The sequence below is a fragment of the Micromonospora sp. NPDC049366 genome, from assembly GCF_044466625.1.
Lineage (GTDB): Bacteria > Actinomycetota > Actinomycetes > Mycobacteriales > Micromonosporaceae > Micromonospora.
Window position 1 is genome coordinate 758,505 of record NZ_JBITMV010000001.1, and the last position, 21,366, is coordinate 779,870.

General features: G+C 73.6%; 19 protein-coding genes. 12 read left to right on the top strand and 7 right to left on the bottom strand.

Translation table 11 applies throughout. The features are described 5' to 3' along the window. Positions 1–31 precede the first annotated feature (31 nt). The 8 genes from ACIBTV_RS03605 to nudC all read left to right on the top strand — a co-directional run bounded on the left by ACIBTV_RS03605 (position 32) and on the right by nudC (position 10,772). Positions 32–3,544 (top strand): ATP-dependent helicase, encoded by a 3,513-nt coding sequence (locus ACIBTV_RS03605; protein WP_396701900.1) that lies wholly within the window; start codon positions 32–34, stop codon positions 3,542–3,544. A 198-nt stretch (positions 3,545–3,742) separates the two neighbouring features. Then, positions 3,743–3,946 (top strand): cold-shock protein, encoded by a 204-nt coding sequence (locus tag ACIBTV_RS03610; RefSeq protein WP_091595283.1) that lies wholly within the window; start codon positions 3,743–3,745, stop codon positions 3,944–3,946. A 185-nt stretch (positions 3,947–4,131) separates the two neighbouring features. After that, positions 4,132–5,487, top strand: coding sequence for a DEAD/DEAH box helicase (locus ACIBTV_RS03615; protein ID WP_396701902.1), 1,356 nt, complete (start codon positions 4,132–4,134; stop codon positions 5,485–5,487). A 151-nt stretch (positions 5,488–5,638) separates the two neighbouring features. Further along, entirely contained in the window at positions 5,639–5,833 is a 195-nt protein-coding gene (locus ACIBTV_RS03620; RefSeq protein WP_396701904.1) for a hypothetical protein, read from the top strand. Between the two features lie 221 nt (positions 5,834–6,054). Next, positions 6,055–7,170: an LLM class flavin-dependent oxidoreductase gene (locus ACIBTV_RS03625; protein ID WP_396701906.1), complete on the top strand. Its 1,116-nt coding sequence runs from the start codon at positions 6,055–6,057 to the stop codon at positions 7,168–7,170. 10 nt (positions 7,171–7,180) lie between these two features. Continuing rightward, entirely contained in the window at positions 7,181–8,491 is a 1,311-nt protein-coding gene (locus tag ACIBTV_RS03630) for a M16 family metallopeptidase (protein WP_396701908.1), read from the top strand. Continuing rightward, a complete protein-coding gene (locus ACIBTV_RS03635) occupies positions 8,488–9,816 on the top strand; it encodes a M16 family metallopeptidase (protein ID WP_396701910.1) in 1,329 nt (442 codons plus the stop codon). The genes ACIBTV_RS03630 and ACIBTV_RS03635 overlap by 4 nt, the downstream gene beginning before the upstream one ends. Continuing rightward, on the top strand, positions 9,813–10,772 hold the full coding sequence (gene nudC, locus ACIBTV_RS03640) for an NAD(+) diphosphatase (protein WP_396701912.1): 960 nt from the start codon (positions 9,813–9,815) through the stop codon (positions 10,770–10,772). Before ACIBTV_RS03635 ends, nudC begins: the two co-directional genes overlap by 4 nt. A 122-nt stretch (positions 10,773–10,894) precedes the next feature. Here nudC and ACIBTV_RS03645 read toward each other — a convergent pair whose 3' ends face one another. The 3 genes from ACIBTV_RS03645 to ACIBTV_RS03655 form a co-directional block, all read right to left on the bottom strand. Further along, the gene (locus ACIBTV_RS03645; protein ID WP_396701914.1) at positions 10,895–11,167 is read right to left on the bottom strand and encodes a hypothetical protein; all 273 of its coding nucleotides are present in this window, start codon (positions 11,165–11,167) and stop codon (positions 10,895–10,897) included. 216 nt (positions 11,168–11,383) lie between these two features. Further along, positions 11,384–11,623: a DUF397 domain-containing protein gene (locus tag ACIBTV_RS03650; protein ID WP_396701916.1), complete on the bottom strand. Its 240-nt coding sequence runs from the start codon at positions 11,621–11,623 to the stop codon at positions 11,384–11,386. A gap of 70 nt (positions 11,624–11,693) precedes the next feature. Next, complete coding sequence (locus ACIBTV_RS03655) at positions 11,694–12,674, bottom strand: helix-turn-helix domain-containing protein (RefSeq protein ID WP_396701918.1); 981 nt, start codon at positions 12,672–12,674, stop codon at positions 11,694–11,696. Between the two features lie 223 nt (positions 12,675–12,897). Here ACIBTV_RS03655 and ACIBTV_RS03660 point away from each other — a divergent pair, with 223 nt between their 5' ends. After that, positions 12,898–14,199, top strand: coding sequence for an MFS transporter (locus ACIBTV_RS03660; RefSeq protein WP_396701920.1), 1,302 nt, complete (start codon positions 12,898–12,900; stop codon positions 14,197–14,199). A gap of 47 nt (positions 14,200–14,246) precedes the next feature. Here the strand turns inward: ACIBTV_RS03660 and ACIBTV_RS03665 are convergent, their stop codons facing one another. Further along, the gene (locus ACIBTV_RS03665) at positions 14,247–14,489 is read right to left on the bottom strand and encodes a mycoredoxin (protein WP_396701922.1); all 243 of its coding nucleotides are present in this window, start codon (positions 14,487–14,489) and stop codon (positions 14,247–14,249) included. A 93-nt stretch (positions 14,490–14,582) separates the two neighbouring features. Between ACIBTV_RS03665 and ACIBTV_RS03670 the strand changes: the two genes are divergently transcribed. From ACIBTV_RS03670 to ACIBTV_RS03680, 3 genes are all read left to right on the top strand, one after another. Next, a complete protein-coding gene (locus ACIBTV_RS03670; RefSeq protein WP_396701923.1) occupies positions 14,583–16,742 on the top strand; it encodes an ATP-dependent DNA helicase UvrD2 in 2,160 nt (719 codons plus the stop codon). A 123-nt stretch (positions 16,743–16,865) separates the two neighbouring features. Beyond that, the gene (locus ACIBTV_RS03675) at positions 16,866–17,120 is read left to right on the top strand and encodes a hypothetical protein (RefSeq protein WP_396701925.1); all 255 of its coding nucleotides are present in this window, start codon (positions 16,866–16,868) and stop codon (positions 17,118–17,120) included. 133 nt (positions 17,121–17,253) lie between these two features. Then, positions 17,254–17,619 carry a WhiB family transcriptional regulator gene (locus ACIBTV_RS03680; protein ID WP_396701927.1) on the top strand — a complete coding sequence of 122 codons (366 nt, stop codon included), beginning with the start codon at positions 17,254–17,256 and terminating at the stop codon, positions 17,617–17,619. 308 nt (positions 17,620–17,927) lie between these two features. Here ACIBTV_RS03680 and ACIBTV_RS03685 read toward each other — a convergent pair whose 3' ends face one another. The 3 genes from ACIBTV_RS03685 to ACIBTV_RS03695 all read right to left on the bottom strand — a co-directional run bounded on the left by ACIBTV_RS03685 (position 17,928) and on the right by ACIBTV_RS03695 (position 20,880). Next, a complete protein-coding gene (locus tag ACIBTV_RS03685) occupies positions 17,928–19,274 on the bottom strand; it encodes an ABC1 kinase family protein (RefSeq protein ID WP_396701929.1) in 1,347 nt (448 codons plus the stop codon). Positions 19,275–19,456: 182 nt separating this feature from the next. Continuing rightward, the gene (locus tag ACIBTV_RS03690; RefSeq protein ID WP_396701931.1) at positions 19,457–20,506 is read right to left on the bottom strand and encodes a TOMM precursor leader peptide-binding protein; all 1,050 of its coding nucleotides are present in this window, start codon (positions 20,504–20,506) and stop codon (positions 19,457–19,459) included. A gap of 206 nt (positions 20,507–20,712) precedes the next feature. Further along, positions 20,713–20,880: a DUF5679 domain-containing protein gene (locus tag ACIBTV_RS03695; RefSeq protein WP_007464795.1), complete on the bottom strand. Its 168-nt coding sequence runs from the start codon at positions 20,878–20,880 to the stop codon at positions 20,713–20,715. Positions 20,881–21,366 lie beyond the last annotated feature (486 nt).

Below are 21,366 nucleotides of genomic sequence, written 5' to 3' on the forward strand. Positions count from 1 at the left end.
GCGTCCCGTGGCCGCGACCGAGGAACACACCGTGACCCAACCCGCCCTGTTCGGGGCCGCGAGCCCGGCACCCCGGGTGGCCGACGCCGGCCCCCGCTACACGCCGGTCGAGTTGGCCAGGCTGCTGCGGCTGCCCGCGCCCACCCGGGAGCAGGCCGCGATCATCGCCGCGCCGGTGGAGCCGCTGCTGGTGGTCGCGGGCGCCGGGTCGGGCAAGACCGAGACGATGGCCGCCCGGGTGGTGTGGCTGGTCGCCAACTCGTACGTCCGGCCCGAGCAGGTGCTCGGTCTGACCTTCACCCGCAAGGCGGCCGGCGAGCTGGCGCACCGCGTACGCACGCGGCTCGACCAGCTGATCCGCCGGCTCGGGCGGCGGGACCGCAACCCCCTGGACGATCCCCTCGCCGGTGAGCCGACGGTCGCCACCTACCACTCGTACGCCGGGCGGATCGTCAGCGAGCACGGTCTGCGTGCCGGCTACGAGCCCTCCACCCGGCTGCTCACCGAGGCGTCCCGCTGGCAGTTGGTGGACCTGCTGGTCCGCAACTACGACGGCGACATGTCCGACGTGGACCGGATGCCGAGCACGATCACCGACGCGGTGCTCGCGCTGGCCGGCGAGCTGGACGAGCACCTCGTCGACCCGGACGACCTGGCCGCCTGGACGGGTCGCTTCTTCGCCGAGGTGCAGACCCACCCCGGCCGGGTGTACGCCGACGTCCGCCGGGCGCTCACGCTCCAGCAGGCCCGGCTGCGCCTGTTGCCGCTGGTGCGGGCGTACGCGCGGCGCAAGGAGGACTTCGAGGCGATGGACTTCGCCGACCAGCTGGCCCGGGCGGCCCGGGTCGCCCGGGATCACCCGGCGGTCGGCGCCGTCGAGCGGGACCGCTTCCGGGTGGTGCTGCTCGACGAGTACCAGGACACCAGCCACGCCCAGGTGGTGCTGCTCAACGCGCTCTTCGGGGGCGGGCACCCGGTGACCGCGGTGGGCGACCCGTGCCAGTCGATCTACGGCTGGCGCGGCGCGTCGGCCGGCACCCTCGACCGGTTCCCCGCCGAGTTTCCCCGCCCGGGCGGCGCGCCGGCGGCCGTGCTCGGCCTCACCACCAGCTGGCGCAACCGCCCCGAGATCCTCGGGGTGGCGAACGCCCTGGCCACCCCGCTGCGCGCCGCCGGCGCCCGGGTGGCCGAGCTGCGGCCGGCGCACACCGTCCGGGACCCGATCCCGCACCGCAGCCCACGCGGCGCCGCCGCGGGCACCGTGCACTGCGCGCTTCTGGAGACGTACGCCGACGAGGCGGCCTGGATCGCCGACAGCGTGCTGGCGGCCTGGCGGGGCGCCGCCCGGATGCCCGGCGCGCTGCCCGAGCACATTCCGGTGACGCGCCGCCCGACGACGGCGGTGCTGGTCCGGGTCCGCAGTCAGATCCCGGCGATCGAGTCGGCGCTGCGGGAGCGGGGGTTGCCCGTCGAGGTGGTCGGGCTGGGCGGTCTGTTGGACACCCCGGAGGTACGCGACGTCGTCTGCACGTTGCGGGTGCTGGCCGACCCGACCGACGGCGCGGCGCTGCTGCGGATGCTCACCGGGGCGCGGTGGCGGATCGGGCCGCGGGACCTGGTGGCCCTGCACCGGCGGGCCCGGGCCATCGCGGCCGGCCGGCGGCAGCTCGCCGGGGACGACGGCCCGGAGATCGTCCCGGACCAGTTGGATGAGGCGACGCTGGTGGAAGCGCTGGCCGACCTCGGGCCGGCGCAGGCGTACTCGGCCGAGGGCTACACCCGGCTGCGCGCGTACGGCCGGGAGTTGGCCCTGCTCCGCTACCGCCTGGACCAGCCCCTGCCGGAGCTGATCGCGGACGTCGAGCGGACCACCGGCCTGGACGTGGAGGTGGCGGTCCGCGCCGGGCGGGACGGCGCCGGGGACGCGGGTCTGGCCCGCGGCCACCTGGACGCGCTCGCCGACGTCGCGGCCCGGTTCAGCGGGGAGACGCCGGGGGCGACCCTGTCGGGGTTCCTCGCCTTCCTCGCCGCCGCCGAGGACGAGGAGCGCGGCCTCACCCCGGGCGAGGTCGAGGTGGTCGAGGGGGCGGTGCAGGTGCTCACCGCGCACGCGGCCAAGGGTCTGGAGTGGGACGTGGTGGCGGTCGCCGGCCTCAGCCGGGGCGTCTGGCCCGGCCCGGTGCGCGGCTCCGACCACTGGCTGGGCGGGTTGGGTGTGTTGCCGTTCCCGCTGCGCGGCGACGCCGACGGGCTGCCCCGGCTGGAGCTCGCCGAGGTGTCCGACCAGCGGGGCGTGGCCCGTGCCCTCGCCGACTTCGGCGATGCCTGGCGGGCGCACGACGAGCGTGAGGAGCGGCGGCTGGCGTACGTCGCGGTGACCCGGCCGCGCCGGCTGCTGCTCTGTTCCGGGTACTGGTGGGGAGAGGGGACCAAGCGTCCGCGTGGCCCGTCGGTGTTCCTCCGTGAGGTGTACGACGCGTGCGTCGACGGCGGGCCCGGCCACCTGGTCGACGTGTGGACTCCCGAACCGGCGCCGGACGCGGTGAACCCGACCACCGAGGTGGTGCACCGGGCGGAGTGGCCGGCCGACCCGCTCGGCGCGCGCCGTCCCGGGTTGACCGAGGCGGCCGCGCTGGTTCGTCGGTTCCTGACCGACGGCCCGGACGCCGTCCGAGCCGCGATCGCGCGGGCCGAGGCGGGCGCACCGGCTGAGGCCGGTGCCCGGGCCGATGCGGCACGTGTCGCCGATCGGGCTGACTCGGCGTCGGACGACACCGACACCGAACGCGACGGCGAGTCGGCGGACGTGCTGCCGGATCCGCTGGCGGACGACCCCGAGGTGGCGCGGTGGCGGCGGGAGGCCGACCTGCTGCTGGCGGAGCGGGCCGAGCTGACCCGGGCCGCTGGCGCGGTCGAGGTGGGGCTGCCCGGGCACCTGACGGTGACCCAGTTGGTGACGCTGCGCCGCGACCCGGCCGCGCTGGCCCGGTCGCTGCGCCGTCCGATGCCGACCGAGCCCAACCCGTACGCGCGGCGGGGGACCGCCTTCCACACCTGGCTGGAGCAGCGGTTCGGGGCGGACCGGTTGCTCGACCTGGACGAGCTGCCCGGTGCCGCCGACGCGGACGGGGCGCCCGACGAGGCGCTCGCCGAGCTTCAGGAGCGCTTCCTGGCCAGCGAGTGGGCCGAGCGGGTGCCGGTGGAGGTGGAGGTGCCGTTCGCCACGGTGATCGCCGGGGTGGTGGTCCGTGGCCGGATGGATGCCGTCTTCGCGCGGCCGGGTGGGCGCTTCGACGTGGTGGACTGGAAGACCGGCGCGCAGCCCACCGGGGCCGCCGCCGAGGTGGCCGCCGTGCAGTTGGCGGTCTACCGGCTGGCCTGGGCGGAACTGGCCGGGGCGCCGGTCGAGCGGGTCGGCGCCGCCTTCCACTACGTCCGGGACGGGGTCACCGTCCGGCCGGCGGACCTGCTCGACGTGGCGGGGCTCACCGCGCTCATCACCGCTGTGCCGGAAACCGCGCGAACGGACGTCCGGTCGTGGTAGGTTGGTGCTGTTGCAGTTTTGGTTACCAGAGACTCTGTGTGCGCCTGGCGGATTGTGGCCCCAGGCGCTCTTTGTTGTGTCCGGAGTTCTCCGGGCGGGGCGACCAGCAGCGACAGGCGAGGCACGCGTTCGCGTGCGCGCTCACTCTCCGGCCCGCAACAGGTGCGGGTCGGGCGTTCCGTCAAGGAGACGAAACACATGGCAATTGGCACCGTCAAGTGGTTCAACGCTGACAAGGGCTTCGGCTTCATCACCCCGGACGGCGGCGGCGCCGACGTCTTCGCCCACTTCTCGGCGATCCAGTCCTCCGGCTACCGGAGCCTGGACGAGAACCAGCGCGTCGAGTTCGACGTGACCCAGGGCCAGAAGGGCCCGCAGGCGGAGAACATCCGCCCGCTCTGATCTCCGGCACCACCGCACCATCCACCGCGCCCAGCCGGGCGCGGTGACGGGGGCCGGTTCGTCGTCGTACGGCGGACCGGCCCTCGTACCCCCTTCGGTTCGTGCTTGCGACCGCCGGCCACCGCGCCGGCGACAGCGCCTCAGGGCGCCTTCCTCGACACGTGCCGCCCTGAGGAAGGCCTTCCATGGCTACCGTCGTCCCGTCGTTCGCCGACACCGGTCTCGCTCCCGACCTGCTCGCCGCCCTGGCGGCGCAGGGCATCACCGAGCCTTTCCCGATCCAGTCCGCGACCCTGCCCGACTCGCTCGCCGGTCGTGACGTGCTCGGCCGGGGCCGCACCGGCTCCGGCAAGACCCTCGCGTTCGGGCTGCCGCTGCTGCACCGCACCGCGGGTCACCGGGCCCGGCCCGGTCGCCCGCTGGCGCTGATCCTGGTACCGACGCGTGAGCTGGCCCAGCAGGTGACCACCGCGCTGGCCCCGTACGCCCGTGCCGTCCGGTTGCGCTGCGCGACCGTCGTCGGTGGCCTGTCGCTGCAGCGTCAGGCGGACACGCTGCGCGCCGGCGCGGAGGTGGTCGTGGCGACCCCCGGCCGGTTGCACGACCTGATCGACCGGGGCGACGTCCGCCTGGACGAGGTGCGGACGACCGTGCTGGACGAGGCCGACCGGATGGCCGACATGGGCTTCCTGCCGCAGGTCACGAAGCTGTTGGCGCAGGTCGCCCCGGACGGGCAGCGGATGCTCTTCTCGGCGACCCTCGACGGCGGCGTGGACCGCCTGGTCCGCCGGTTCCTCACCGACCCGGTGTCGCACTCGGTCGACCCGGGCACCGCCACCGTCACCGCGATGACGCACCACGTGCTGCACGTCGACCCGGCGGACAAGCCGGCCGCGCTGACCCGAATCGCCGCCCGCGAGGGCCGCACCATCCTGTTCATGGGCACCAAGCACCGCGCCGACCGGCTCGCCCGCCAGCTGCTGGCCAAGGGCGTACGCGCCGCGGCCCTGCACGGTGGCAAGTCGCAGCCGCAACGCACCCGCATCCTGGAGCAGTTCCGCACCGGGCAGGTGACGGCGCTGGTCGCCACCGATGTGGCGGCCCGGGGCATTCACGTGGACGGGCTGGACCTGGTGGTCAACGTGGATCCGCCGACGGAGGCCAAGGAGTACCTGCACCGGGGTGGCCGGACGGCGCGGGCCGGCGAGTCCGGCACGGTCGTCACGCTGGTGCTGCCGGAGCAGCGCCGGGACGTGTCCCGGCTGATGACGGCGGCCGGTATCCACCCGGAGTCCGCTTCGGTGCGTTCCGACGACGACACCCTCGCGCGGGTCACGGGGGCCCGGGAGCCGTCGGGGGTGCCGGTGACCATCGTCGCCCCGCCGGCCAACCCGCCCGCGCGTCGTCGCTCCGTTCCGGCCGCCACCGCCCGTACGGCGGACCCGGCGAGCGGGGACGGCACGGCGTCGTCGAGCGCCGGCCGGGCCGCGCACCGCGCCTCGGGTCGCCCGCGGCGTCCCCGCCGGCCGCGCGGAGCCTGATCCCGCGCTCCCCGGAGCTCGGCACCTCGCCCTGAGTCGGTAATCAGCCGCCGGTGCGTCGGCTGGCCGACTGTGTGGGCCTGCCGGTGTGGCCGATGCTGCCCTCGGGGGTACGGCGTCGGGTCGGGGGCCCGGCGCGGAGGGGGTGACCATGGTGGGTGACGTGGGCCCCGGTGGCGCACTCCGCGAGCTGATCCTGGTGCTCGTGGTCGCCCTCGCCGGGCTGCTGCTCGCCATGGCCGCGGCCTTTGCGCCCTGGCATGCCACGCCGGCCGGGCCCGCGCCCGCCGGTCTGGTGGAGCTGCGCAGTCCGGGCGACGTCCCGGACGCGACGCGGGCCGGCTGACCGGCTCCTGTGGACGGCCGCCCGAGGACGGCCGGCGGCGTGGTCGGGCCGGCGGGGCACCGGCCCGACCACGTCCCGCGGCGCGATAGGCGCCACGGGACCCGCCGGGCTCGTCTCGGGCGGCACATCCACATCCCGGGAAGAGAAGCCTCGGGTATGTCTGCTTTTCCTACCGACTCGATAGGATAAGGGTCAACGGCCGGACCCGAGAGGCGGCACCCATGACCTTCCACTGGTTCCTCCCCACCTCCGGCGACGGCCAGCACATCGGTGCGGCGACCGTCACGGCCGGCGCCGCCCGGCACGACCGCGCGGCCACCGTGGCCTACCTGGCCGAGGTCGGCCGGGCCGCGGAGCGGGGTGGGTTCACGGCGGTGCTCACCCCCGTCGGCAGCGGCTGCCCCGACCCGTGGATCGTCTGCGCGGCGGTCGCCCAGCACACCGAACGGCTGGGCATGCTGGTCGCGGTCCGGGCCGGGTTCGCGTTGCCCACGCTGATCGCCCAACAGGCCGAGGCGTTCCAGGCGGTCACCGGTGGCCGGTTGGCCGTCAACATCGTCACCGGCGGTGACCCGGCCGAGCAGCGCGCGTACGGCGACTTCCTCGACCACGACGCGCGCTACGCGCGTACCGACGAGTTCCTCGATGTGCTCCGGCGGTGCTGGCGGGGAGAGCCGTTCGACTTCGCCGGCACCCACTACCGGGTCGCCGGTGGCGGGCTGGCGACCCCGCTCGCCGACGTGCCGCCGGTCTACTTCGGGGGCGCCTCCCCGGCCGCCGAGGCGGTGGCCGCCCGGCACGCCGACACGTACCTGATGTGGGGTGAGCCGCCGGCCGCGATCGCCGCGCGGGTGTCCCGCGTCCGCGCGCTCGCCGCCGCCCACGGCCGTGACCTGCGGACCGGGATCCGGCTGCACGTCATCGCCCGCGCCACCGCCGCGCAGGCGTGGGCCGAGGCCGACCGGCTGCTGAACGGCATGAGCCCGGAGCGGATCGCCGCCGCCCAGGCGCGCTTCCGCCGGATGGACTCGGTCGGGCAGGCCCGGATGGCGGCGCTGCACGGCGGGACAGCCGACGCGCTCACCATCGCGCCGAACCTCTGGGCCGGCGTCGGCCTGGTCCGCGAGGGCGCGGGCACCGCCCTGGTCGGCAGCTACGCCGAGGTGGCGGCCCGCATCGACGAGTACGCGGGGCTCGGTGTCGACGAGTTCATCCTCTCCGGATGGCCGCACCGGGAGGAGGCGGAGCGGGTCGGTGCCGAGGTGCTGCCACGGGTGACGGCCCCGGTGGCGGCGGCTCCGGGAAGGTCGCCGGTGGCCGGGGTGCCGACGCGCTAGGGTCGATCCCGTGGCGGTGCGAAGATCGAGAATTCCAGCGACGAAGTACCAGGTCGAGCGGTTCACCCTCGACAACGGCCTGCGGGTGGTCCTCAGCCCGGACCGCAGCGCCCCGGTCATCGGGGTCGCCGTGGTCTACGACGTGGGCATCCGGTCCGAGCCGGAGGGGCGCACCGGCTTCGCGCACCTCTTCGAGCACCTGATGTTCCAGGGCTCGGAGAATCTGGAGAAGCTCGCTCACTTCCGGCACGTGCAGGGCGCGGGCGGCACCTTCAACGGCTCCACCCACCTCGACTACACCGACTACTTCGAGACGCTGCCCAGCAACGCGCTGGAGCGGGCACTCTTCCTCGAGGCCGACCGGATGCGCGGCCCCCGGCTGACCGAGGAGAACCTGCGCAACCAGGTCGACGTGGTCAAGGAGGAGATCCGGGTCAACGTGCTCAACCGGCCGTACGGCGGGTTCCCCTGGCTGACCCTGCCGCCGGTCATGTTCGACACCTTCCCCAACGCGCACGACGGCTACGGCTCCTTCGACGACCTGGAATCGGCCACCGTCGCCGACGCGGCCGACTTCTTCCGCCGCTACTACGCCAGCGGCAACGCGGTGCTGGCGGTCAGCGGCGACCTCGACGTGGCCGAGGCGACCGAGCTGATCGGCCGGCACTTCGGGGACGTGCCGGCCCGGCCCGCGCCGGAGCGGCCCGACTTCGCCGAACCCGACCTCGGCGGCGAGCGGCGCACCTCGTACACGGACAAGCTGGCGCCGCTGCCGGCGGTGGCCAGCGCCTGGCGCGTACCGGACCCGGTGAACGACTTCGCCGCCTACCTGCCCTACGTGGTGCTGGCCGAGGTGCTCACCGACGGCGACGCCTCCCGGCTGGTCGAGCGGCTGGTGCAGCGCGACCGGACGGTGACCAGCCTGGGCGGCTACCTCGGTTTCATGGGTGACCCGTTCGACGTACGCGACCCCACGGCCCTGCTGCTCCAGTCGCACCTGCCACCCGGCGGGGACGTCGACAAGGTGCTGCGGACCGTCGACGAGGAGTTGGACCGGTTGGCGACCGACGGACTGACCGAGGGCGAGCTGGCCCGCACCCAGGCCCGGATGGCCACCCACCTGCTGCGGGACACCGACGCGGTGCTCGGCCGGGCGCTGCGGATGGCGGTGCTGGAGCAGCAACGCGGCGAGCCGGGGCTCCTGAACGAGCTGCCCCGGCTGGTCGGCGAGGTCACCGAGGACCAGGTGCGCTCCGCCGCCGCCACCCTGCGGCCGGAGCGCCGCGCGTCCGTCGAGGTCATCGCGGGAGGTGCTCGATGACCGCCCCGTCCGCACCGCGCGCCCTGCCGCCGCTGGGCCCGAACCGGCGGCTGAAGCTGCCGAAGCAGGCCGAGCGGACGCTGGCGAACGGGCTCACCGTGATCGCCGTCCGCCGGCCCGCCGTGCCGCTGGTCGAGCTGCGGCTCTGGATCCCGTTCGGCCGCACCCACCTCGCCCGTGGCGCGATGCTCTCGCAGACCATGCTCTCCGGCACGCCCACGATGACCAGCGTCCAGATCGCCGCGGAGCTGCAGAAGGTCGGCGGCGGGCTCTCCGCCGGCGTCGACCCCGACCGGCTGATGCTCACCGGCACGAGCCTGGTCACCGGCCTGGACCGGATGCTGGAGATCCTCGCCGAGGTGCTGACCGGGGCCACCTACCCGAACGACGAGGTGGCCACGGAACGCGACCGGCTGGTCGACCGGATCCAGGTGGCGCAGAGCCAGCCGGCGCACCTGGCCCGGGTCGCGCTGCTGAAGCGGATCTTCGGCCGCCACCCGTACGCCGTGCAGACCCCGGAGCCCGACGAGGTCCGGTCGGTGCGGCCCGCCGCGCTGCGTCGCCTGCACGAGGAGCGGGTGCACCCGGCCGACGGGGTGCTCGTCCTGGTCGGCGACGTGCAGCCGGAGCGAGCGCTGGACGCGGCCGAGAAGGCCCTCGACGGGTGGACCGGCGCCGGTCGCAGCGTCGCGCTGCCGCCCACGCCGCCGCTGGAGCCGGGCCCGCTGCTCCTGGTCGACCGGCCGGGTTCGGTGCAGTCGTCGCTGCGGGTGGCGCTCCCCGCGGTGCCCCGCACCCATCCCGACCACGCCCCGCTGCAACTGGCCAACCTGGTCTTCGGCGGCTACTTCTCCTCCCGCTGGGTGGAGAACATCCGCGAGGACAAGGGCTACACGTACGGCCCGCACTCGCTGATCGAGCACGCGGTCGCCGGGTCGGTGCTGGTCGCGGCCGCGGAGGTGGCGACCGAGGTGACCGGTCCGGCGCTGCTGGAGACAACGTACGAACTGGGCCGGCTCGCCTCGCTACCGGTGAAGGAGGAGGAGCTGGAGCAGGCCCGCCAGTACGCGCTGGGCACCCTCCAGCTGGGGATGTCCACCCAGGCCGGCCTGGCGGCGCTGACCAGCGCGTACGCCGGCAACGGTCTGCGGCTGGACTTCCTCGCCGAGCACGCGGCCCGGCTGGCCAAGGCGACCGTGGCCGACGTCGCCGAGGCGGCCGCCCGCTATCTGGCCCCGGCGAAGGCGGTCACGGTGGTGCTCGGTGACGCGGAGCGGATCGCCCCGGCGCTGGCCGCGCTGACATCGGTCGAGAGGTCGGCATGAGCGGGGAGACCGCCCCACCGCTGGCCCGCTCGACGCTCGACAGGGCCGCGCACCACCGCACCGACCCGACGTGGTTGGCCGAGGCGTGGCTGCGCGGCCGGGTGCTGGTGCTGGACTCCGGCGCGGGCGGCCGGACTCTCGTCCGCACCGGCGTGACGCCGCCGCCCCTGGTGCTGCTGGGGGCGGGTGACCTGCCGGCGGGCAGCGAGGCGGGCGCCATGTTCCTCGGCGTCGAGGAGGACGGGACTCCGATGTTCGCGGTGGACGTCTCGCTGCCGACGCTGCCCGGCACCCGGGCCGTCGGTCTGCGGGACGTCGGCCATCTGCTCAGCGACCGGGACGCCGGGTTGTTCACCACCGCGTTGGCGCTGCAGAACTGGCACCTGCGGCACCTGTACTCCTCCGCGACGGGGACGCCGACCGAGATGGACGAGGCGGGCTGGTCCCGCATCGACCGCAACGGCGACCGGATCTGGCCGCGTACCGACCCGGCCATGATCGTGCTCGTGCACGACGGGGTGGACGGCCCACAGGGGCGGTGCCTGCTCGGCAACAACGCCGCCTGGCCGGGCACCCCGGGTGAGCGCCGGTTCTCCTGCCTGGCCGGTTACGTGGAGCCGGGGGAGTCCGCCGAGGCCGCCGTCCTGCGGGAGGTCCAGGAGGAGGTCGGCGTCGGCGTCGACAAGATCACGTACGTGGGCAGCCAGGCCTGGCCGTTCCCCGGCTCGTTGATGCTGGGCTTCCTCGCCACGGCCGATCCCGAGCATCCGGTGCGGCTGGACCCCACCGAGATCGCGTACGCCCGCTGGTTCACGCGGCAGGAGATCGGCGCGGCGCTGGCGGGGCGGACGGTAAACGTGGGGGGCGGTGCCCGGCTGGTGCTCCCGCCGGCGTCCTCCATCGCGTTGTTTCTGATCCACCGCTGGTTGGACGGCTGGTTGGACGCGCCGGGCTGAGCCGGGCACGGTCCCGGCCCGTGACCGTCGTTGCCGCGGCGGTCACGGGCCGGGAACACGGGCCGTCGTGGTCGGTGGGCGAGGAACACGGCGGGGGAGCCGGTCGGCCACGACGGACGTCGTCAGGTGGTGCGGCCCGACGGGCCCCACCGGCCCAGGGCGGGCTCGGTCAGCGGCAGCACCTTGACGCGCTGCCGGCCGGCGCGCACCGCACCCACGGTGGACAGGGCGCGGGCCAGCAGCAGCGCCGCGTCGCGGTCCTCGGCGTGCACGATCTGCCGGCGGGGCTCGGGGGAGGTCGTCTCGTCCCGCAGGCGGTGACCACCGGCCCAGGCAGCGGCGATGTCACCGTCGGCGACGGCGCGGATGTCGGTGCGAACGATCAGGAACCGCATGTGGGTCTCCGGATGAGCCGCGACTGGGACGAGACGGTGTGGAACTTCCACGTCACTCTGCCGTCATGTTACGCCGCGTATTGGTGTCGGCAACTGAAACGCGACGATTGATGTGGAGCGTCGTCCGATCAGCGGATGCCTGGTCAGCGACGTGCCGGGGCCACATGCGACGGGGCCGCCGGCATCGCGCCGACGGCCCCGCCCACTGCCCTCGAGTCAGTCCAGATCGAACTGACCCTCCTTCGCTCCGGCGATGAAGCCGAGCCAACCGGCCCGGTTGAACAGCAGCACTGGGCCGCTCGGGTCTTTGCTGTCGCGCAGCGCGACGACCGCCGGGACGGCGCCGAGCGGGGCGACCTCCACGCAGTTGGAGGTCTGGCTGCGGGTGCTCTTGCGCCACGGGGCGTCCGCCAGGTGCCGGACGGGGACGGACGAGGTGTCGCGGATCTCGTTCATGGTTCTGCTCCAATCGAACCGCTCCGAAGGACGAGTGGTGCCGCACGCCCCGACGGAGGGTCCCAGGAGATCACCGGTCCGTCAGTCGCCCCGAATCCCGACGGCGTTGAACCGGCGCCGTTGCCGATCCGTACGCCACTGTGGACGGCGCCGCCGTCTCGGTCAGCCGTCCCGTCGCCTCGATCAGCCAGGAGAGGGTGTCCGAGGTGGGAAGTGCCGCCGTGCATAGCCACTCGAACACCACTTTATAGCGATTTAGTGTTTTTGCCTCCGTCGACATGACGTCGGTGAAGCCACCTTCGATGGCGACCGTCTCCGGATCGAGCGGATCGGCGAACCGGTAGACGGAGAACGCGGTCGGCGGGAGGTACCAGTCGCCGATCGGTGTGTCGCGCGGCAGCACGTGCAGGTTGACGTTGGGCAGCAGGGCCAGCTCGCAGAGCTGCTCCAACTGTTCGTGGAGCACCTCCGGTGGGCCCGCCCGGCGGCCGAGCGCCGCCTCCTCCAGCACCGCGGTGTAGCGCGGCGCGTCCGGCTCGCGCGTCAGCAGCGTCTGCCGAGCCAGCCGGGCCTGGACCTCGGTCTCCGGCTCCTCGGTCGGCTCCGGGTCGCCGGCCTGCTCGCCGACCTGCCGGGCCGACACGATCCGCACCCGGGCGTAGCCGGGGGTCTGGAGCAGTCCCGGCACCAGCACCGGGTTGTACTCGGAGATCTCCGCGCACCCCGCCTCCAGCTCGGCCCAGCTGCGCTGCTGCTGGGTCATCACCGGGAAGTTCCGCAGCCAACCCCGCATGTCGCCGGCCTCCTCGGTGATGGAGAGGAGTTCCTTGCGCAGCGTCTCGTCGGCCCCGTAGAGGTGCAGTAGGTCCCGGACGTCCTGGGGGTCGGGGCGGCTGCGGCCGTTCTCCAGACGGGACAGCTTGGACGCGGAGGCCCAGCCGATCCGCTCGATGACCTGGTCCCCGGTGAGACCCGCGCCCTCGCGCAGGCGGCGCAGTTCCGTGCCCAACCTGCGACGACGCAGGATCGGGCTGGGTGAGGCAGGAGGCACGATGTCCTCTTTCCCGTCGACCGTCGTCGACGCGACGGTAACTGTATGAAATTCGCCCCCCACCGTCAGTATGGACGGCGCGGCCGATGTCGGAGGTTTCGGCGGGGGCGTGTCTCGCAGAAAAGAGGACCGTGGAAGGGTGCGGACGACCGGCAACGGCGTGCGCACGGCCGCGCTCCCTCGACCGCGCCCGCCGGGCGCGCCACCGCCAGCCGGAGGATCCATGCGCACCATCCTGCGCCGTCCCGACTTCCGTCTCCTCTCCGTCGGGCTGCTGGCCAGCATGGTGGCGGAGTCCATCCTGCTGCTGGCGCTCGCGATCTGGGTGAAGGACCTGACCGGGTCGAACGGGTTGGCCGGTGGCACCATCTTCGCGATCATCGCGCCGATGGCGTTGGCGCCGTTGATCGGCTGGGTGGTCGACCGCTACCCGCGCCGGCCGTTCTTCGTGGCCGCGAACCTGCTGACCGCGCTGGTGCTCACGCCGCTGTTCACGGTCCGGGACCGCGCCGACGTGTGGGTCATCTACCTGGTGGCGGCCCTGTACGGGCTCTCCTACCTCACGCTCAGCGCCACGCTCAGCGGGCTGATCCGGCAGGTCGTGCCGGTGGATCTGCTGGCCGAGGCGAACGGCGTGCTGCAGACCGTACGTCAGGGGCTGCGCCTGGTCGGTCCCCTGGCCGGCGCCGGCCTCTACGCGGCGCTCGGCGGTGTGGCGCTGGGCGTGATCGGCATGGCCGGGTTCGTGGTCGCGGCCGCCGTGGTCGCCGCGATGCGGACGGCGGAACCCTCACCGTCCGGCCCGACGGACGTGCCGGGGCGGCGCCGGTTCGTGGACCTGAGCGGCGGCCTGCGACACCTGGCGGGTGAGCCGGCACTGCGCCGTGCGCTGCTCGGCTACGGGATGGGATCGCTGGTGATGGGCTTCACCGAGTCGTTGATCTTCGCGTACGTCGATCACGGTCTGCGCCGGGACGCCGCGTTCGTCGGTGTGCTGGTGACCGTGCAGGGGGTCGGCGGGTTGGTGGGCGGTCTCTGCTCGCCCGGCGTGGTACGCCGCCTCGGCGAGGTGGGCACGCTCGCCACCGGCGTCGCCTTCTTCGGACCGGCGGCGCTGGCGCTGGCCTACCCCGACCTGCGGCTCGGGATCGTGGCGCTGCTGCTGGCCGGGGTCTCGCTGCCGCTGATCACGGTGGGGCTGAACACGCTCATCCAGCGGCGTACGCCGCCGCCGATGTTGGGCCGGGTGGCGGCCGCCGCGGAGGCGATGATCAGCGGCCCGCAGGCGATCTCCATCGGCACCGGCGCGCTGCTGGTCGGTGTCCTGGACTACCGGCTGCTCTTCGTGCTGACCGGTGTGGCGACCCTGGGCGCTGGCGCCTACCTGTGGCGTTCCCGCCACCTGACCGCCCCGCCCCCGCCACCCTCGCCCACCCTGGGCCCCCCAGCGCCCCACCTACCCCGCCCCCGCCGCCCGGTTGATCATGAAGTTGTTGCCGCGACACGCCGACGCGGTCGGCGATGACTCCATGAACACAGAGGGGCGGGGGTAGGGCGGGGTGGCGGGTGGGGTCAGGCGGCGATGCTGGCCAGGTGCTGCTTGACCTGGGTGATCGAGGGGTTGGTGAGCGCGCTGCCGTCGGCGAAGCGCAGCGTCGGGACCGTCTGGTTGCCGCCGTTGACGCTCATCACGAAATCCGCGGCCTGCGGGTCGCGCTCGATGTCGATCACCTCATAGCCGATGCCCTCCCGGTCGAGCTGCGACTTCAGGCGGTGGCAGTAGCCGCACCACGAGGTCGAGTACATCGTCAGCATGGTCAGATCCTCCAACTGCTCCACCCGGCGGCTTGCCGATCAAACCGAGGCTAACGGCTGCAACGTCCGGGGTGGCTGCGAGAATTCCGGGCTGTGGTGGTTCACTCAGGCGCCGACGTCCTCGCCGGGCTCGATCCCGAGCAGCGGACGGCGGTGACCGCGCCGGCCGGCCCGGTGTGCGTCCTGGCCGGCGCCGGCACGGGCAAGACCCGGGCGATCACCTCCCGCATCGCCCACCGGGTGCTCAGCGGTGAGATCTCCGCCCGGCACGTGCTCGCGGTCACGTTCACCGCCCGCGCCGCCGCCGAGATGCGACACCGGCTCACCCAGCTCGGGGTGGCGGGTGTGCAGGCGCGCACCTTCCATGCCGCCGCGTTGCGGCAGGTGCGCTACTTCGCGCCCCGGCTGCTCGACGGCCGGGCCATGCCCGAGCTGCTGGACAGCAAGGTGCGGCTGGTCACCCTCGCCGCCGCCCGGGTCGGCCTGCGCACCGACCGGGCCGTCGCCCGGGACCTCGCCGGCGAGATCGAATGGGCCAAGTCCTCGCTGGTCGAGCCCGGGGAGTACGTGGTGGCGGCCGCGAAGGCCCTGCGTGAGACCCCGCACGAGCCGGCGAAGGTGGCCGAGGTCTTCGCCGCGTACGAGAAGATCAAACGCGGCAACGGGGTGATCGACTTCGAGGACATGCTGCGGGCCGCCGTCTGGGGCATCGAGGAGCACGCCGACGTCGCCGAGCAGGTGCGCGCGCAGTACCGCCACTTCGTGGTCGACGAGTACCAGGACGTCAACCCCCTCCAGCAGCGGCTGCTGGAGGCGTGGCTCGGTGGCCGGGACGACCTGACCGTCGTCGGCGACGCCAGCCAGACGATCTACTCCTTCACCGGGGCCACCTCGTCCTACCTGGTCGACTTCCCGCGCCGGCACCGTGGCGCCGTGGTGGTCCGGCTGGTCCGCGACTACCGGTCCACCCCCCAGGTGGTCGGTCTCGCCAACGCGGTGATCTCACAGGCGCGGGGCACCGAGGCCCGGCTGCGGCTGGAGCTGCGCGGGCAACGCCCACCCGGCCCGGAACCGGAGCTGCGGATCTTCACCGACGAGCCGGCCGAGGCCAACGCCGTCGCCGCGCGCGCGAAGGCGCTCGTCGACGCGGGCACCCCGGCCCGGGAGATCGCGGTGCTGTTCCGGACCAACGCGCAGTCCGAGGCGTACGAGAAGGCGCTCACCGAGGCCGAGGTGCCGTACGTGGTGCAGGGGGCGGAGCGCTTCTTCGAGCGCGCCGAGGTGCGGCAGGCCATGATCGCGCTGCGCGCCGCCACGCGGTCGATCCCGGGCGAGACGCCGCTGCCGGCCGCCGTGGTCGAGGCGCTGTCGGCGGTCGGCTGGGCACCGGACACCCCGCCGGCCGGTGGCGCCGCCCGCGAGCGCTGGGAGGCGCTCGCCGCGCTGGTGCAGCTCGCCGAGGAGTACGCGGCCACGCCGACCGTCCTGCCGATCGGTGAGGCGGCCGCCGTGGAGCGCCCGGCGACCCTGGCCGATTTCACCGACGAGCTGCACCGGCGGGCGGCGCAGCAGCACGTGCCGACCGTGGAGGGCGTGACCCTGGCGTCCCTGCACTCGGCCAAGGGGCTGGAGTGGGACGCCGTCTTTCTGGTCGGGCTCTCCGAGGGCACCCTCCCCACCACGTACGCGAAGACCGTGGAGCAGGTCGAGGAGGAGCGTCGGCTGCTCTACGTCGGCGTCACGCGCGCCCGCGAGTGGCTCTGGCTGTCGTACGCCGCCGCGCGCTCGCCGGGCGGCCGGGCCCGGCGGCCGTCCCGGTTCCTGCCGCAGCTCGACCGGTCGGGGGGCGCCGAGCGGGCGCGCGGCTCCGGCCCCGCGGTACGGCCGGAACGCCGCCGCACGCAGATCGTCTCCTGCCGGATCTGCGGTGCCACCCTGCTCGCCGGGCCCGACCGCAAGCTGGGCCGCTGCGCCACCTGCCCCTCGGACATCGATGAGGAGCTGCACGAGCGGCTGCGCGAGTGGCGCCAGCGGGTGGCCGGCGCGCAGAAGGTTCCCGCGTACGTCGTCTTCACCGACGCCACGCTGACCGCGCTGGCGGAGCGGCGTCCGGGCCGGGCGGAGGAGTTGATCGCCATCGCCGGGATCGGACCACGCAAACTCGGCCTTTACGGCGAGTCCGTACTCGCCCTGGTGGGGGGTGCGGCGGTCGACGACGTCTGCCCGGAGAAAACTTTCGAAATCTCGTCGTAAATTCGTTTGCCCTCGCCCCCGAGCGAGGAATAGCCTCAGGACACACCTCGCGAGCGGCGTCATTCGCGCTGCTCACAGGGGTCAGGTCCAGTCGATTCGAGGAACGTGAGGGAGGTGGCACCAATGGAGATCTTCACCTATGAGCGTCCGGCGGCGCTGTCTGCCGTCCGCGCTCCGCTGTCGGCTGTCCGGGTGGCCCTCGCCGCTCCACGACCGTCGGTTCCGCAGGTGCACCAGGTCCAGGTTCAGGCCGAGCTGACCCTGACCGTCGCGCTGAACGGAATCGATGGGACCAGTGGCTTCACGGGCATGGGCGTCGGTGCCGCCAAGAAGCGCACGGATGTCCGCGGTGTTCCACCTCGAGGTAGACCGGTCTGACCATCAGACCACCGGCTCACCTCGAGGCCGCGGAACCCGCACACCGGGATCCGCGGCCTCAGTTTTTTTGCCCCGCCGAAGTAGTCGGAATCAGCGATCCACGAGATCGAAGTGAGAGAGAGGTGACCGGGCGATGAGTCTGGCCTTGGCCCCGCTCGACGTGAGCGTCGAGCTGGAGGCGAACCTGCCCTGCCGGAAGTTCGACCCCGACCTGTGGTTCTCCGACTCGCCCACCGAGCTCGAGCTGGCCAAGTCGCTCTGCGGGGACTGCCCGCTGCGCGTCGAGTGCCTCGCCGGGGCGGTGGAGCGGGCCGAGCCCTGGGGCGTCTGGGGTGGCGAGATCTTCGAGCGTGGCGCGGTCGTTCCGCGCAAGCGGCCCCGCGGCCGTCCGCGCAAGGAGGACGTCGCCCGTGACGCCGCGCTCCGGGTCGAAGCCGAGGAGCGCCTGGCGGCCAGTGGGCTGCCCCAGGGGCGTAACGCGGTCCGGCTGGCGGCCTGACATGAACCCGATCCGCACCACCTACGCCGGTGTCACGCCGGCAGCGAGTGAGAACACCATGATGCACCTTCCGAACGGAGCCATCGAGATGCAACTACTCCACGAAGCGTTGTCCCGGGCTCGAATGCCCCGGCCTCAGGCCGGTCGCACCACCACGAGCACTGAGGCAACCCGTTCCGCCCGTACCGTCGCGATGAACAGCCGCAACCAGGCGGCGCGTGACCTGGGCGTTCTCTGATCCCTACCGATGCGAGGGGCGGTTGGCCGGATGGCCAACCGCCCCTCGGCGTCCGCGGGTCGTGGCCCGTTCAGCCGACCGGTGCGAAACCGGGCAGCCAGCGCTCCAGGATGCTCCGGTACGGCGCCTTCGCCTCCAACTGGCAGAGCACCCCGATCGATCCCAGGGTCACCCGGTGGATGAGCAGGTACGACGGCGGCAGGTTCAGCTTGCGGCTCAACTGGTACGTGGGAGAGCGGGGGCTGGCGAGGCGGGCCGCCTCGGCTCGCAGCCAGGCCCGGGTGAACCGGAACCCGTCGGTGGCGATGGGTTCGAGCATCGGCGCGAGGAACTCGAGCACTCCTTCGGCATCGATCTCCTCGGTCGCGCCGATGAAACCCTCCGAGCGCAGCCCCGCCACCACCTCCTCGGCGTCGCCGCGCAGGGCGAGCGCCGCGATGCGGCCGATCGGCTCCGGCGTGCCTTCCGGCATCCGCGCGACCGCGCCGAAGTCGATCACCCCGAGCCGACCGTCGGGCAGGAGCCGGAAGTTGCCCGGGTGCGGGTCGGCGTGGAGCAGCCCGGCCCGCTGCGGCGCGGAGAGGTGCAGGGTGGCCATCAGCCGGCCGGCCTCGTCCCGCTGCTCCTCCGTGCCCTCGCGGATGATCTCGGCGAGCGGGGTCCCCTCGACCCATTCGGTGACCAGCACGCGGGGCGCGGAGGAGACCACCGCGGGGATGTAGATCTCGGGGTCGTCCGCGTACGCCTCGGCGAACGCGCGCTGCGACTCCGCCTCCAGCTCGTAGTCGAGCTCCTCGGTGATCCGTTCCCGCAGCTCGACCAGGAGCGGCTTGACGTCCAGCCCGGGCTGGATGGCCCGGAACATCCCGCCCAGCCGGGAGAGCTGCTTCAGGTCGGCGAGCAGGGCGTCACCCGCACCCGGGTACTGGATCTTCACGGCGACGTCCCGGTGGTGCGGCGCGCCCGAAGGCCCGTATCCCGGGTCGCGCCAGACCGCCCGGTGCACCTGCCCGATGCTCGCCGCGGCGGCCGGGCTGTCGTTGAACTCGACGAACCGGTCACGCCAGTCGGGGCCGAGCTGCTCGGCCAGCACCTTGTGCACGCTCGCGACGGGCAGCGGCGGGGCGGCCTCCTGGAGCTTGGTCAGCGCCTGCCGGTAGGGCGCGGCGATCTCCTCGGGCAGGGCGGCCTCGAACACCGACAGAGCCTGCCCGAACTTCATCGCACCGCCCTTGAGCTGCCCGAGGACGCTGAAGAGCTGTTCCGCGGTGCGTTGCTGGATCTCTGCGGAGATCACGTCGGAGGCGAGCCCGGTGACGCGCTTTCCCATGCCGAGGACGGTCCGTCCGGCGAAGCCGAGCGGCAGTGCGGCGAGCTTGGCGGTCCGGGACACAGCCCGGCGCGGGATGTCGGTCACCCGGTCATTGTTACCGACGCGGCGGGCCTGCGGCTGCTGAGCGGCCGGGCACCCGTCGTTAGGTCCGGACGGGAGGGCCGAGACCGCCCGCCGGGGGACACCCGCGCGGACCTCGGAGGTCGGGGGGAACCCGCCGCCCGGTGGCCCGGTGCGAGGGTCGGCGGGCGACGCGATCCACCGTGTCAGCGGTGTCGGCGGGCGCAGTCGCAGGAGGGGTGCGGTGGCCAGCTCCGCCGACGCACGCCGGCCGGACCGTCGATCTCGACCGCTCCGCCGATCGTCTCCGGGCTGCCCCCGTCGAGGTACGCCAGCGCCTCGGCGGTCGCGAAGCCGGCGGCGGCGAGCAGGGTCGCCGTGGCGCACGCCTCGTTGGGGCCGTCGGCGGCGAGCTGGGCCGCCAGCCGGGGCCAGTCCGGGTCGCGGTCGGTGCGGTGCAGGTCGACGCAGTTCAGGCATGGGCCGGACGGTGGCCGGACCAGGGGCCCGACCACCGCCACGCCCTCCCGGACCGAGATCAGCAGATGTGGCTGGCGGCGCTGGGCGTACCCGGCCGCGATCAGGGCCGCCGGACGGTCCGTGCCGAGCTGGACCACCAGGTCGACCCGGCCGCGTCGACCCGTGCCGACCGCGCCGGGAGCGGCCCGGGTGACCGCGTCGCGGACCGCGGGAGCGAGGGGACGACCCAGATCGGCGGCGGGGATGCCGGTGCCGATCAGGTCGGCGGCCTGCACCGCGCCGGTGAGCTCCGGCGTGACCTGGCCGACGCCGGCCTGGGCGAGTGCCACGGCGACCGCCGCGCCGAGCCGGCCGACGCCGGTGACCAGCACCCGGGCGGCGCGTCGTCGGCGGATCACCTGCGCCGGGGTGGTCGGCAGCCGAGTCGCGGCGAGGGCCAGCGCGCCGGTCTCCGCCCCGAGCCGGGCCCGAGCCGGACCGGCGAGGTCGCGGGGGAGCAGGGTGTGCCGGGGTACGAGCAGGCCGGCGGCCCGCAGCGCGTCGATCAGGGTGCGGGCCTGGTCGACGCCGAGGTCGACGGCGGCCGGGTGGGCCAGGACGGCCCGCTCGCTGCGGGTGCCGTCGAGCAGGTCCAGGATCCGGGCGGCGCGCGGGTCGGTGATCTCCAGCACGACGGCCCGGTCGGACGTGAGGCCGAGCTGGAGGGTGTGCCGGTCCCGCCACAGCCGGGTCAGGCCGGGCAGCAGGGTCGGACGGGGCAACGCGGTGCGGGTCATGACAACGAATCGTGACCGTGTCGGTGCGCTGGGTGGATCGTTGTCCACAGGTGCGCGGGTCCCTGTCCTGCGCTGTCCACAGGAAAACGCGAGTTGTCCACAACCGGCCGGTAACTACTGTCGGGCACACGACAGTGTGCGGACCGTGACGACGAACGGGGGTGGGGTGGCCGTCGGCCACCCCACCCCCGTCTGGTCGCGGTCTGTCAGACCTTGGCCTTGCCGAGAATGCGGTTCACTGTTGTGCCGCACACCGGACACTTGCCCTTGGCCATGTTCATCCCGGTCTTCGAGACCTCGACGTGCCCCTCGAAGTCCCGCTTCTCCTTGCACTTCACGCAGTAACCGTTGTAGGTCTGGGCCTGGTCGGCCACGGTGCCCTCCTCGTCTCGTCCGCCGGCTATGCCGTCCCGGCGGTCCTCCCGGCGGCGGGCCACGCGGGGCGCCGGCGCTGGGTCTTTCTCCTCGGCCATCCAGTGGCCGCTGGTCCGCGGACCCTACCCAGGTGTGGGCGGTTCCATGTCAGCTGTGCATCGACACTGTGAGGAAGCCGACGACGAGAGTGTGCACGGCGAAGAACGTCGGATAAGTCAGTTTGGCGGGGACACGCCGACCGAATCCGCTCAGATGACCCGCCAGGGGGTCCCCCGGCGACGGACGCGTGGATTGATCACCTAACGTGGAGGGGCTGCCGTCGCGCCGCAGGTGGCGTCCCGGCGGCCCGCCACGAAGCGTGACGGTGACGCTTCGCGGTGATCGGCAAGAAAATTTTCGGGACTCCTGGCGACCAATCACCATCTTCCGGGCGCGTGTCGCGGGGTTGACCCTTCCGACCCCTGGTCACTACGCAGTAACTTTCC